Consider the following 13,118-nt stretch of genomic DNA (forward strand, 5'->3'; position numbering starts at 1 on the left):
CGGCAGTGGCAAGTCACACGGAGGTCAAGCCGGCGGCCGGTTGCCGATACGCTGGATGCCGTGGGCATATCTCGAAGCATCCGGACGGCAGTGATAGGCGCCGGTCCCCGGGGCACGAGCGTGCTGGAGCGGCTCCTCGCCAACTGGGCCTCCGCCGGCCCCGCGGGCACCCTGCACATCGACGTGGTCGACCCTTATCCGGCGGGCCCGGGGCACGTCTGGCAGCCCGGACAGTCGCGGCTGTACCTGATGAACACGCAGTCCTTCTATCCCACCGTGGTCCCCGAGGACCCGGAACTCGTGCCGCCCCTTGCCGGGCGCACGTTCGACCAGTGGCGCGAACGCCAGCAGGCCCACCCGCACCCTTCGCTCACTGACGAGGAACGTGCCGAGCTCTCCCGGCTCGGCGAGGCGGACTTCCCCAGCCGTGCCCTCTACGGCCGTTACCTGCGGTCCACCCTCGAGGAACTGCTCACCGTGCTGCCGGCCGGCGTCAGCGTGGACTTCCACGCGGCGACGGCGACGTCCGTCCGCCACGCCGCCGCGGACGCCGCCGCCACGCTAGGCCCGGACCTGGCCGCCTCCGGGCCGGCCGGCGCGGAGGAAACTTCGGTGCGGTTCGACGTCGTGCTCGACGACGGCACCGTACTTACCGTCGACTCCGTGGTGCTCGCCGTCGGCCACCTCGACGCGCGGTTGAACCCTGAACAGCGGGAGCTGCTGTCCGCGGCGGAGGAGCTCGGTCTCCTGTACGTGCCGCCGGCGGCGCCCGCCGACGTCGACTGGTCCCGGGTGCCGGCAGGCAAAACTGTCCTGGTGCGCGGCATGGGCCTGAACTTCTTTGACGTAATGGGACAGCTGACGGAAGGGCGGGGCGGCCGGTTCGTTGCCGGCGAGGGCAACGCTGAACTGACGTATCTGCCCTCCGGCCGCGAACCGCTCATCATCGCCGCCTCACGCCGCGGCACCCCCTACCGGGCCAAGGCGACACTCACCGGCTACTATCCCGGAACCGTCCGGCTGCGCTACTGCACCGAGGGCGCGATCGCGAAGTTCGCCGAATCCGGGATCCGGCCCTCCTTCGACTACGACCTCTGGCCGCTCCTGCACCGGGACGCAGTCTGGGCGTACTACTCGACGCTCGCGCGCTCGCAGCCCGATGCCATCCTGACCGGCCCGGCCGAGTTCCTGCGCGCCCTGGACGAGTCTTTGCGGCCGCACGCGCATTCGACCGCCAAGTGGGAGCACACGGCGGAATCGGTGATTGCCGTCCATGTCCGGGCATCCCACCGCCTGGACCTGCTCGGCCTCGCGGCGCCCCTGGCCGGGCGCTCGTTCGACTCCAGAGCCGAACTGGACGACGCCGTCGTCGACTACCTGCTCGACGACGCCCGGCGCTCCGCCCTTGGCGAGGACGACCCCGTGAAGATGGCGATCGGCGCGCTGCACCATGGCCGGGCGGTGCTCAAGACCGCTGTGGCCGATAGCGGCATCACGGACGAATCCTGGGTCGCGGGCCTCCGGGGCTGGTTCGAATCGTTCGTGGAAGGCCTGGCGAGCGGCCCGCCGGCGCTGCGCTCCGCGCAGCTCGCGGCGCTGGCCCGGGCGGGAATCGTGCGCTTCGTGGGCCCTGACCCCAAGTTCGGCGTGGACCGGCGGGCCCGCAAGTTCACCGCGGCATCACCGTGGGTGGGCGGCGGAATGGCTGAAAGCGCCGACGGCGGGGCGGAAGGTGCCGCGATGGAACCTGCCGGCGTCGGCGGCGCCGCCGCGGGCGGTGCTGGGGTCCGCGGCTTTGTGGGCAGTACCGGCGTGATCGGTGCTGCCTCAGGGACGGCGCACACGGGTGCGGTGAGGGACCGGACGGAGAACGCTGTGTCCGGTTCCCTGGCGGGCGCCGTGTCCGCGGCCGCGATGATCGAGGCGCTGGCACCGGCCAACCGGGTGGCCGTCAACTCCTCGCCCCTGTTGGAGCAGTTGCTCGCCGAGGGGCTGGTGCGGCCGCGCCTCATGATGAGCGTGGAGGGGACCCCCGTACAGACCTCCGGGCTGGACGTCGTCCCGCATCCTTACCGGCCGCTGGGTGCCAACGGGTCCGTGACGCCGGGGCTTTACGTAATCGGGCTTCAGCTCTCCGCCACGCAATGGGGCACGGCCATCGCCGCCGAGGCCCGGCCGAAGTCGGGTCCGGTCTACCGCAGCGGCCAGCGCACCCTGCGCGACGCCGACGAGATCGCCCGCGACATCCTGGCCCCCTAGTACCCGCACACCGGTCGGGAGCCGGCCAGGAATGGGCATGTCCTTCGGCTCGCCTGCCTCCAAGAATGGGCATGCCCTCCCGTGGGGCCGGGCAGTGGACACGTGGTGCTTATGTCCAGTGCTGCGGGCCAGGGGAGGGCATGTGCCGTGGTGGGGGACCGGGAAGTCCGGGTTAAGGCATCAGCCCTTGAGGCACTTCCGGTAGGCGGCCATGGCTGTCCCGTAGTTCACCTGGCCCACGACATCGCCGGGCCTGGTCGGCTTGACCGGCGGTGTGCACTTCGGCGGGACGGGGACGCTGGCAGCGACCGTCACCGCCGTTTTCACCACAGTGCCGGATTCGACGGCGGTGAGCACCAGGGTGCCCGTGCCGGCGGCGGCGCCACCGGGAACCAACACGTTCACCGCGGCGGAGCCGGCGGTCACGGGCACGGTGCCCAGCGCCGTCACGGTGCCTGCAGCGTCCGTGAACTCGGCGCGCAGCGAGGCATTCACCGGGCTGCCCAGCGAGGTGAGGTCCAGCTTCGAAACCGCCAGGGTGATGGGTCCGCCGCCCTTGACCTCGGCCGCCGTCGTGTTCACGACCGCCACGGAGCGGCGGGCGAAGTCCGGCGAGACCGGGTTGTGGGCCTGCAGGTACTTGATCCAGGCATCGCGGTCTACGAGCCCGGAGTCCTTGGTGCCCGCGCCTTCCTTGAAGATGCGGAAGTTGTCGCCGCCGGTGGCCAGGAAGTTGAACGTCCCGATCCGGTAGGACTTCGCCGGGTCGATCAGGGCACCGTTGACCCGGATCGAGGTGATCCGGTCACCGGCGGCGCGGGCGGCGTCGTAGGTGTAGTTCACGTTCTTGGACAGGCCCAGCTGCTGGTAGGCGCGGCTGGGAACCGTGCCGTCAGGGTTGGTCTGCCATTGCTGCTCCAGCAGGGTCTTGAACTGCGCGCCCGTGAGGGACGTGGTCCACAGATTGTTCACGAACGGCAGCACGGCGTTGGCCTCGGCGTACGTGATGGTGCCGTCGGGCGCGTAGTACAGCTCGTTGCGCAGGCCGCCCGGGTTGACGACGCCGATTTCGGCGGCGCCGAGGTCCGGCGCCTTGAGGGCATCCACCAGGGAGTCCGCCACCAGGTTCCCGAGCGTGGACTCGCTGCTCCGGTCATCGCGCACGGCCGGGGAACCGGCGAACGCCGTCGTGATATCCGCGGTGACCTTGCCGACAGGCTGGTTGCCGACCACCGCGGCGTCGGCCAGGGCCTTGTCCACGATGGCCTTGACGGCCGCGACCCGCGGGTACTGCGCCACGAGATCGGCTGCCGGCTGCGCGGCGCTGGTGGTGCGCTGGACGTTGCCGGCCTTGTACCCGGTCACCGACATGGTCTTGGTGTCGATGGTCAGCTGGATCTGGCCGATGAACTCGCCGTAGTTTCCCGTCTGGACAATCGGGCGGGTCTTGCCCGTGGGCTGGCCCGCCGCATCCAGGACCGGGGCGTCCCAGGCGTACTGCTTGTGGGTGTGGCCGTTGAAAATCGCCGCCACATCCGGGGTGACTTTCTGGACCATCTTGGCGAAGGGGCCGCCGGCGGCGATTTCCTGCTCCAAAGTGGCGCCGTCGGGCGCGCCCGACCCGGCGCCGTCGTGGTTCTCCACGATGATGACGTCGGCGAGCTTGTCCGCCCTGATCTTCGCCGCGACCCGGTTGATCGCGTCGACGGGGTCACCGAATTCAAGGTCCGCGATGCCTGACGGCGTGACCAGGGACGGCACCTCCTGCGTGACGGTGCCGATCACGGCGACCTTGACGCCGTTCATGTCCAGGACCGTGTATTCCGGCAGGACGGGGGTGGTGGTGCCTTTGGCGTAGACGTTGGCGCCCAGGTACGGGAACTTGGCGTTGGTCCCGCCGGCGGTGACGCGGTCGCGCAGGTCAGCCCAGCCGCCGTCGAACTCGTGGTTGCCCACCGCAGAGGTGCGCAGCTCCAGGGCGTTCAGCACGTCGATGGTCGGCTGGTCCTTGGCGATGGCCGAGGCGAACAGCGACGCGCCGATGTTGTCGCCGGCCGAGATGAACGCCGTGGCGCCGGGGGCGGCAGCGGCGCGAAGCTTCTCGATGGTCCCCGCGAAGAACACGGTGTTCGAATCGATGCGGCCGTGGAAGTCGTTGATGCCCAGGAAGTTCAGCTCCACGCTGGCCGGCGTGACGGGCAAGTTCAGCCCCACCACCACGGGATCGTGGTCGCTGGCGCGGAACTGGTCCGGAGCGTAGTAATCGGTGACGTTGTTGTTGTAGCGGCTGTACTCCAGCGCCACGGACTCCACGGAGTTGATGTTCCAGATGTCCGCGCCGGTGACCGCGGCGTTGGCCGCCGGCGAGGCGAGGATGTGGTCCAACGAGCCCACGAGGCCGCCGAACAGGTAGGAATGCTTGGCGGAGCCGTCGGCGTTCTTCGCCTTCTCGTCCTGGTTGATGTACCCGGCGCCGGTGAGGACGTTGATCGGGTCCTCCTTGGCGTAGGAGTTGAAGTCGCCAATCAGGAAGACCTTGTCGGTGCCCTTGGCCTTCTGCAGCTCGTCGGAGAACGCCAGCAGCGACTTGGCCTGGGCGGTGCGGGCGAGGTTCGAGGCGCCCTGGCCCTTGTCGGTGTCGTCCGGCGTCGCAGCGGAACCCTTGGACTTGAAGTGGTTGGCGATCGCGATGAACTTCTTGTCATCGGCGGCGCCGACGGGCTTGAAGACCTGGGCCATCGGCTTGCGGGCGCTCGCGAAAGCAACCGTGTCGTTGTGGATGATGGACTCGCCGATCGGTTCGGCGGCGGCCGTCTTGTAGATAAACGCGGTGCGAATCATGTCCTCGTCGGCCAGCGGGGGTGCGTTGGCCGGCGTGCGGACATAGTCCCAGATCCCCGGCGTGGCGATGTTCAGCGCATCCACCAGTTTGGCGAGCGCGTCATCCCGGGTCTTGCCGAACTGGGCCGAGTTTTCGACCTCCATGAGGGTGACGACGTCGGCTCCGGACTTGGAAATGGCGGCGACAATCTTGTCCTGCTGCCGCTTGAAGTTCTCCGCGTTCGCGGCGCCGCGGACATCGCAGCCGCCCTTGACGGTGATGGGGTTGCCGTCCCGGTCCGGGTAGAAGGTGCAGCCGGCCACCTGGTCGCCGGTGGTGGGGAAGTAGTTCAGCACGTTGAAGGAGGCAAGCTTGAGATTGCCGCCCACGGCGGCCGGGGTCCCGGCCCGGGTGGCGCCGAAGCTGGCCGGCTGCACGGTGTCCGCGTTGGCCGCCGTCAGCTGGGTCAGGGGCTGGAACTTCCAGGCGCTGTTCGCGTAGCTGAGCACCACGTTGGTTTTGAACGTCACCGGCGCGCCGACCCGGACGGGATCGGCCGTGGTCAGGTACGTGAGCACCTGGGCCTTGGTGGCGGCGTCCTTGAGGAAGTTCGTGGTGGCGCCGTCGTCGAGCTTGATGCCCCGGGCGGCATTCGCCGCGACCGTGGCGGTGTACTCCGCGGAGCCGAAGGGTGCGACGGCGGTGGGCTGCTCCAGCGCGGTGGTGCCGCCGGCCAGACCGATCTCGCCGTACTGGTTCAGCGAGAAGTTGTCCGCCACGGTGACGGGGCCCTGAGGGGCGAGCAGCATGCCTTCGAGGGATTCCCGGAACGCCTCATCGGCGGGCAGCGCGAACCCGGTGGCCTTGACCTCGGGGGCGGCCTCGGTGAGCTTCTTCAGATCGGCTCCCGCGGCAACGGTCAGCTGGGTCATGCCGAAGAATTCGCTGACGGCGCCGGTGAGTTCGACATAGTCGCCGATCCTGACGGAGTCGACCGTGGACGGGGAGTAGACGAACACCGCGTCCGACGCCGCGTGGTTGGCAGGGGTGAGATCGCCGCCCGTTCCGGGGGTCTGGACGTAGTACCCGGCGAAGCCGCCGGTGGGGAACGTCGCGGTGACGCGGCCGCGCGTGGTGACCGAGGATCCTGCCAGCGGGCTCGCGGCGCCGGGGCCCTGGATTTCGGCGATGGTCTTGCTGACCGGGGGAGTGCCGGGGCCCGGGTCCACGGGCGGTTCCACGGGGCCGGGAGCCGTGCCGTTGGCGGCCTCGGGCGTGATGGCGGCGTTCAGCGCGAAGTCGGCGCCGTTGTTGTTGGTGTCAGCGCCGCCGTTGCTGCGGTTCATGCTCTTGACGTCACTGTTTCCCGACGGCGCCGCGGCCGCCTGGGCCTCGAAGGTGTTGGAAGTGCCGTAGCCGAGGAGGTCCGCGACGTTGGCCGGTTCGATGACCGAGCCTGTCGGCAGCGGGTTGAGTGCTGTGGCCTGTTTGGCCAGCACGATCGTCCCGCCCCCACCGGCCGGGTTGAAGCCGGTGGCGGTGGCGTCGGCGGCCGGCAGGTCGGCGCCGGCCGTGCCGTTGCTGCCGCCCTTGAGCAGGTAGTAGCCCTTGGCGGGAATGCTGCCGGCCAGGGCTGCCACCGAGCTCGGCGCACCGGTGCCCGGGGCTGAGCGGTACTGGAGGCTCCAGCCCTCCAGTGGGACCGGCGCGTCGGAGCCGTTGTACAGCTCGACAAACTTGTTCTTGAAGGCCGCGCCGGAGCTGCCGCCGCTGAGATAGGCCTCGTTGATGACCACCGGCGAGGCTCCGGTTGCTGCCGGCAAGGGTTCGGTGGCATCAGCCGGCATGGCCGCCGCCAGTGGAGCTGCTATCAGCGCCGCCGACAGTGCTGTGCCCAGCGCTGTTTTCCAGGGTGTTTGTTTCATCCGCTCTGACTCTCATTAGGGTGCCCCGGGTAAAGGGCGGTGCAGTTAATAGGCAGGGTGCAGTGCGTCCGCTTGGTGCAGCGGACAGTGGCCGGCCAGAACTTTTGGTCAAGTCGTGCCGGGCCCATCCAAACAGGGGTGAATGAACAACGTATGGACTAAACGTGCATTCGGCGGGACGTCCCCCAGCGGGACGCGCCGCAGCGTTCCCGGAGCGGCTCGAGAGCCCCGGGCACTGGTGACTGGTGATTCGGGTGAGCGGTGTCCGGGTGCCTCCACCGGACGCTCCACAGCAGAATACCGGCCAGTAGCCCTCGGGGAAGGGTCTGGCCGGTATTTCCTACAACAATTTTTGTAATTAGGTGAGAAGAGCTCTGCTGTCCTTGCCGATTAGGCGTCCGTGGCGGACTGCCCGCCCTGTCCGGTGTCAGCCACGATCTTGAACATCGCGCCCGTGGGGTCGGTCAGTGTGGCGAGCCTGCCGAACGGGGTATCGTCCGGCCCGTCGATGACCTTGGCGCCGAGGGACACGGCCGTCTCGATGGAGGCGTCGGCGTCTTCCACGGCGAAGTAGACCTGCCAGTTGGACGGGACCTCGGCGGGGAGGTAGGCAGACGCGTCCATGATCCCGGCCTTGGCCGCCGGGCCTGCGCCCAGGGTGGTGTAGCGGAACTCCGGGGTGTCGCTCATGACGTCGGTGTCCCAGCCGAACACGTCCTGGTAGAACTTGACGGCGGCAGCGTAGTCCTTGGCGTGGAGCTCGTGCCACGCCGGGGCACCGGGCTCGGCCGCCAGTTCATAGCCCTTCATCTCAGCCGGCTGCCACACGCCGACCGAGGCGCCCGTGGCGTCGGCGATCATCGCCATGCTGCCCTGTTCGGGGACGTCCATGGGCGGCATGTAGACCTGGCCGCCGTGTTCCGTTGCAGCCTTGACGGTGGCGGCGGCGTCCCCCGAGCGCAGGTACGTGGACCACATGTCCGGCCACGCGGCCTGATCCTCCTGCTTCTGCATCAGGCCGGCGACGGACTTGCCGTCCTTCCAGGCAGTGATGTAGCCGCCGTATTTTGCTTCGTCGCCGGTCTGGTACGTCCAACCGAACAGCGCACCGTAGAACGACTTGGCCTTCTCGGCATCGGATGTCATGAGGTCGATCCAACATGGTGCGCCGTTGGAGTGCTCGGGTGTGGGCATGGAAGCTCCTGCTCTCTGTGCCGGCCGGTGACGTGCGGCGGCCGGACTCTGGTTTGTGTGGAGATGGGGTGGTGGAGACACAGAGAGACTATGACGGGGCACGGACAGTTTCAATGCATAGCCGGTCAGAGCCGGCGCGGGAATGCCGAGCGTCGGCCGTACACGGTGAGCAGCAGGGCGGCGATGCCGAGGGCGGTCATGGCGACCGGGAGCACCAGCCCGTCGAATGGCGTCAGGAGGAGGGCGCCGAGAATGCCCGCGCCGAAGATAGCCAGGTTGAAGGCGACCGGGAGGAATGCATTGGCGACGTCGGCGTTGTCGCCTCCGGCGGTGGTGAGTGGCCCCTGGACTTGGGCTGATGCGCCGCCGAAGGTAAGGCCCCAGAGCGCGGCGGCGATCAGGACGGCCATAACCGATGCATGTCCGATCAGCAGAATGAGTCCGGAAGCGACGAACACGGTGACACTCAGGTGAAGGAGGGGCCTCGGGTGGCGGTCCAGCAGCGCGCCGGTGACGGCGACCCCGGCGACGGACGCGATGCCGTAGACCAACAGGACGAGGCTGGCGGAGAGGCCGGTGCCGGTGGCCCGGAGGTAGGGGGCGATGTAGGTGTAGATGGTGCTGTGGGCGAGCATCCAGGCGACGATGACGGCCAGGATGACGGCGACGCCGGGGATTCTGAACACCCGGCCCAGGGGGAGCCGTGACGCTCGCGGCTGGCCGGCGGCGTCGGGGACGCATCCGAGGATCAGCGCAGCCACGATGACCCCGAGGACGGACAGGGCACCGAATGACCAGCGCCAATCGACAGCTGTTCCGATCCAGGCGCCGAGTGGGGTGCCGAACGCGAATCCGAGGGGCGCCCCGGTGGACACGATGGCCAAGGACAACCCTGCGTACCTGGGCGGGCTGATGCGGCGCCCGTAAGCGGCGAGCATTCCCCAGATGATTCCCGAGAACGCGCCCGCAAAGAATCGTGACACGAGGGACAACGTCACATCGGGTGAGACTGCGGTGACCGTGGTGGCAAGCACGAGACCGGCGATACCGCCGAGCAGCAGCGGCTTTCGTCGCATGCCACGCGTCAGCATGATCGCGGGGATGGTGACGACGACCGTTCCAAGGGCGTACGCGCTGACCAGCAGACCCACCGTACCTTCGCCGGTGTGGAGTCCGGCGGCAATGACAGGAAGCAGGCCGGCGGGCATCGTCTCGGTGGCGACGAGGATAAATCCCATGGCGGCCAGGACCACAAGTGCGGTCAGGGGCAGTCTTTGCTGTGCATTGTCTGCCTGTGCGCTGTTCTCTGGTGTGCCGTCGCCTAATGCACTGTCTGCCTGTGCCGGTGTTCGCGTGGTGGCGGTCGTCATGCGGTTCCTTTCGTGCGTGGCGGTAATGCCTCAGCGTTGGGGTTGGCCAAGCGTGGCTGCGTAGCCAGTCAAGCCCGATTTCCGCGGGCGGGGGAGTCCCCGGTGAGACGTGTACCGGGAGGGAACCCCTTGTTCGGCCGCAGCGATTTACCCTTGAGGCATGGATAACCGGGGTGAAGTGCGTGAGTTCCTGATGTCGCGCCGTGCACGACTTACGCCGGAAGATGCGGGCCTCGCGGCAGGCTCGAACCGACGGGTGGCCGGATTGAGGCGCAGCGAGGTTGCGGTCCTCGCCGACGTCAGCGTGGAGTATTACGCCAAGCTGGAACGCGGTTCCATCGCCGGTGCGTCCTCGTCCGTGCTCGAATCCATCTCCAGTGCCCTCCGGCTGGACGACACCGAGCGTGCCCACTTGTTCGACCTGGCCCGCGCCGCAGACGGCATCCCGACCTCGGGACGGTCGCGCAAGCGCCCGACCGCCCAGTCCGGGGCGCGTCTGAGCCTGCAGTGGGCGCTGGAAGCGATCACCGAGGGCGTCGCATTCGTTCGCGACCCGTACCAGAACCTGCTCGCGACGAACGCGTTGGGCCGGGCGTTCTACTCCCCGGTGATCGGGGACGGCGGCCGAACCCCGAACTTGGCGCGGTTCCAGTTCCTCGACCCGGCCTCGCGCGACTTCTACCCCGACTGGGACTTATTCGCTGAGATGTGCGTCGGCATCATGCGCGCTGAAGCCGGCCGCGACCCCCACGACCGCACCATGCAGGACCTTGTCGGCGAACTGTCGACCCGCAGTGAGACGTTTCGGACACTGTGGGGTGCCCATAATGTTCGCACCCACGGGTCCGGGACGAAACGCTTTCGCCACCCCGTGGCCGGCGAACTCACCCTGGCCTACGAGGAACTTGCGATCACCGCGGAGCCGGGCCTGGTCCTCCTGGTCTACACCGCCGAGCCGGGCTCGCCCTCAGCGGAACGGCTGCACCTCCTCGCCAGCTGGAGTGCAAGCGAAGACGCCACGATCGAACGGCGCCGGGCAACCAGCTGACGGGGAGGGCAAGTTCCGTGCCCGCCACAGCGTGTTACCCGGCGCCAGGGTTGCCTTAGGCGTACTTCAGGCTGATGAGCAGCGCCTTAAGCTGGGCGTATTGGTCGGTTGCCATCCATGCCTTAGCGGCGCCCCGGGTCGGGAACGCGGGGTCGTTGAAAAGAACACTCGTGGTTAGCCCGCCGTTCCCCGTTGCCAGGAGTCCGCAGCCCGATGTGACGCCTTTGCCCTGCTGCAGGTATCGAGGATCGCGGAGACCCATACCGTAAAAATCGCGGGTCGAAGAGGATTCCACAGCGAATCCAAAAACGGGTTTAGTGCCGTCCGGTGCGGTCATCCCGGGAGCCTGCACCTTATCGAACACTTCGCGCGAGGTAGGCGCAGCCGCGCAACCAGTTGTAAAGCCATTTTGTAGTGAGAGCAGATCGTTGCCGGCGCCGTCGGAAACGATCGCTTCAACGCCGGGGACGGTTCCGGCAGGCGGGAGCACCGTGCGCACCATCCAGGTCGACGGATACGTGAAGGAAATGTGGCCATCGGGGAAAGTGAACGTCTTCCGCGCAGCAGCTGCAGGCTTCGCTGACGGCGCTGACGGCGCTGACGGTTTAGACGGCGCTACCGGGGGTGCCGCGCTGGCGGCCGGAGCCGCCGGTGCCGCGCTGGCGGTCGGTGCCACCGGTGCCGGAGTGGCGGTTGGTGTGGCCGTCACGGCCGGCGCGGCCCCAGCCGTGGACCCGGTGGTCGAGCGCGAAGCGGCAGCGGCAGGATCAGCTCCTGGCTGTGATGCACATCCGGCAAGGACGAGGCTGAGAGCAATGCCCGCCATTGTGACATGCGTGTAAAACCCAGTGCGGTTGAGACCCACTTTTTTGTTCCCCCAATATTTGCGACCGCGGGGTGAATATCCCGCTCGAGCGTAAGTATCAGGTACGCGGCCGGAAATTATTCTCGGGTCTGAAAGACGGTGCAGAACCGTTACGTTGGGCTGCCAGTTGGCCGCCAGCACCGGCAACATTCACAGCAGAAGATTCTTGGGCCGGTCAGGAGTTTCACTCGGGCGCGGAGACGAGTGAGGCCGGCCGGAACGATCTTTCGATCGCCCCGGGCCGGCCCCTGAACCGCGCAAAATCTGCGCTCCCGCGGAAGGTAAGAGATTCGAACTCTTGGTACGGGGTCACCGCACACTGGTTTTCAAGACCAGCTCCATCGGCCGCTCGGACAACCTTCCCTAACGAGTAGTCTTTCATAGGCAGTCGGCTGCCACAAAAACCAAAAACACGGTGCGCTTGCGGACGCGTGCAGCTCCCCGCCATATTCTGGGGAGTGATGTTGATCGGACCTGGCGATCGCGGCGAACGTGCGCGGAGCCAGTTAGGAATCGGGAGTGCTCCATGAAGGCTGTCTATATCTCAGAGCCCGGCGGACCCGAGGTCCTGGAAGTCCGTGAGGTTCAGGCCCCGGTGGCCGGCCCCGGCGAGGTGCTGATCGACGTCGTGGCCGCGGGCCTTAACCGTGCCGATGTCCAGCAGCGCAAGGGCTTCTACCCGCCGCCCCCGGGCGCCTCCGAGGTCCCCGGGCTGGAGGTCTCCGGACGGATCGCGGGGTTCGGCCCGGGCGTGACCAAGGCGTTTTCCGTGGGGGACAAGGTGGTGGCACTGCTCGCCGGCGGCGGCTACGCCCAGCAGGTGGCCGTACCCGCGGGGCAGGTCCTGAGAATCCCCGACGGCGTCGATCTGGTCACGGCGGCCTCGCTGCCTGAGGTCGCGGCGACGGTCTATTCCAACCTGATCATGACGGCGCAGCTGCAGCCGGGCGAAACTGTCCTCATCCACGGAGCCACAGGCGGCATCGGCACCATGGCCATCCAGCTGGCCAAGGCCATGGGCGCCCGCGTGGCCACGACGGCCGGGAACGCGGAAAAAGTCGGCACCGCCAAGGCCTTCCTCGGGGCGGACATCGCCATCAACTACGCGGAGGAAAACTTCCCGGCGAGCCTGCGCGCGCAAAACGCCGGCAAAGGCGCGGATGTCATCCTCGACGTCGTCGGGGCCAAGTACCTCGAGCAGAACATCGATGCGCTCGCCGACTACGGACGCCTCGTGGTAATCGGGCTGCAGGGCGGCGCGAGGGCGGAACTGGACCTTGGCCAGCTGCTGCAGAAGCGGGCAGCCATCATCGCCACCGCGCTGCGTCCCCGCCCGGTGGAGGAAAAGACCGTGATCATGAACGCCGTCCGCGACGCCGTGTGGCCGATGCTGACCGACGGCAGGATCCGTCCCCTCGTGGCCAAGAGCTTTCCTTTGGACCAGGTCGCCGCCGCACACACCTACTTGGACTCCGGCGACCACGTGGGCAAGGTCCTGCTGGTCATGTAGCGGGGCGCCGGATCCGGCCTAAAACCGCAGGTCGGAGCCGACTTATTCCGTGCGGGGCATGCGCTGTTTGCGGCAGGGGCACCAAAGACGATAGCGTGGTGCCATACGCGGTATACACGCGTCTTG

7 protein-coding genes and 1 tRNA gene are annotated in these 13,118 nt (G+C 67.9%); 3 read left to right on the plus strand and 5 right to left on the minus strand.

Annotation, left to right across the window (positions count from 1 at the left end; genetic code table 11):
* Positions 1-60: 60 nt before the first annotated feature.
* Positions 61-2,259, plus strand: a complete 2,199-nt coding sequence (locus B5X90_RS08690) for an FAD/NAD(P)-binding protein (RefSeq protein ID WP_079552000.1) — start codon at positions 61-63, stop codon at positions 2,257-2,259.
* Between the two features lie 180 nt (positions 2,260-2,439).
* Here B5X90_RS08690 and B5X90_RS08695 read toward each other — a convergent pair whose 3' ends face one another.
* The 3 genes from B5X90_RS08695 to B5X90_RS08705 all read right to left on the minus strand — a co-directional run bounded on the left by B5X90_RS08695 (position 2,440) and on the right by B5X90_RS08705 (position 9,569).
* Entirely contained in the window at positions 2,440-7,005 is a 4,566-nt protein-coding gene (locus tag B5X90_RS08695; RefSeq protein WP_079552003.1) for an ExeM/NucH family extracellular endonuclease, read from the minus strand.
* A gap of 390 nt (positions 7,006-7,395) precedes the next feature.
* The gene (locus B5X90_RS08700; RefSeq protein ID WP_079552005.1) at positions 7,396-8,199 is read right to left on the minus strand and encodes a VOC family protein; all 804 of its coding nucleotides are present in this window, start codon (positions 8,197-8,199) and stop codon (positions 7,396-7,398) included.
* A 125-nt stretch (positions 8,200-8,324) separates the two neighbouring features.
* Positions 8,325-9,569 (minus strand): MFS transporter, encoded by a 1,245-nt coding sequence (locus tag B5X90_RS08705; protein ID WP_256860133.1) that lies wholly within the window; start codon positions 9,567-9,569, stop codon positions 8,325-8,327.
* 160 nt (positions 9,570-9,729) lie between these two features.
* On the opposite strand from B5X90_RS08705, the gene B5X90_RS08710 reads away from it, so the two are divergent.
* Entirely contained in the window at positions 9,730-10,617 is an 888-nt protein-coding gene (locus B5X90_RS08710) for a helix-turn-helix transcriptional regulator (protein ID WP_079552010.1), read from the plus strand.
* Between the two features lie 55 nt (positions 10,618-10,672).
* Here the strand turns inward: B5X90_RS08710 and B5X90_RS08715 are convergent, their stop codons facing one another.
* Together B5X90_RS08715 and B5X90_RS08725 are read right to left on the minus strand one after the other, a co-directional pair.
* A complete protein-coding gene (locus tag B5X90_RS08715; protein WP_179129087.1) occupies positions 10,673-11,119 on the minus strand; it encodes a hypothetical protein in 447 nt (148 codons plus the stop codon).
* Positions 11,120-11,757: 638 nt separating this feature from the next.
* Positions 11,758-11,845: transfer RNA gene (locus B5X90_RS08725), tRNA-Ser, on the minus strand.
* Positions 11,846-12,008: 163 nt separating this feature from the next.
* On the opposite strand from B5X90_RS08725, the gene B5X90_RS08730 reads away from it, so the two are divergent.
* The gene (locus tag B5X90_RS08730; RefSeq protein ID WP_079552017.1) at positions 12,009-12,992 is read left to right on the plus strand and encodes an NAD(P)H-quinone oxidoreductase; all 984 of its coding nucleotides are present in this window, start codon (positions 12,009-12,011) and stop codon (positions 12,990-12,992) included.
* The last annotated feature ends 126 nt before the right edge of the window (positions 12,993-13,118 follow it).

Source organism: Arthrobacter sp. 49Tsu3.1M3 (assembly GCF_900168135.1).
GTDB lineage: Bacteria > Actinomycetota > Actinomycetes > Actinomycetales > Micrococcaceae > Arthrobacter.

Excerpts from the sequence above, each read along its gene's own strand:
- B5X90_RS08730 (WP_079552017.1), top strand. The coding sequence starts at position 12,009 with ATGAAGGCTGTCTATATCTCAGAGCCCGGCGGACCCGAGGTCCTGGAA.
- B5X90_RS08715 (WP_179129087.1), bottom strand. The coding sequence starts at position 11,119 with ATGGTGCGCACGGTGCTCCCGCCTGCCGGAACCGTCCCCGGCGTTGAA.
- B5X90_RS08700 (WP_079552005.1), bottom strand. The coding sequence starts at position 8,199 with ATGCCCACACCCGAGCACTCCAACGGCGCACCATGTTGGATCGACCTC.
- B5X90_RS08705 (WP_256860133.1), bottom strand. The coding sequence starts at position 9,569 with ATGACGACCGCCACCACGCGAACACCGGCACAGGCAGACAGTGCATTA.
- B5X90_RS08710 (WP_079552010.1), top strand. The coding sequence starts at position 9,730 with ATGGATAACCGGGGTGAAGTGCGTGAGTTCCTGATGTCGCGCCGTGCA.
- B5X90_RS08695 (WP_079552003.1), bottom strand. The coding sequence starts at position 7,005 with ATGAAACAAACACCCTGGAAAACAGCGCTGGGCACAGCACTGTCGGCG.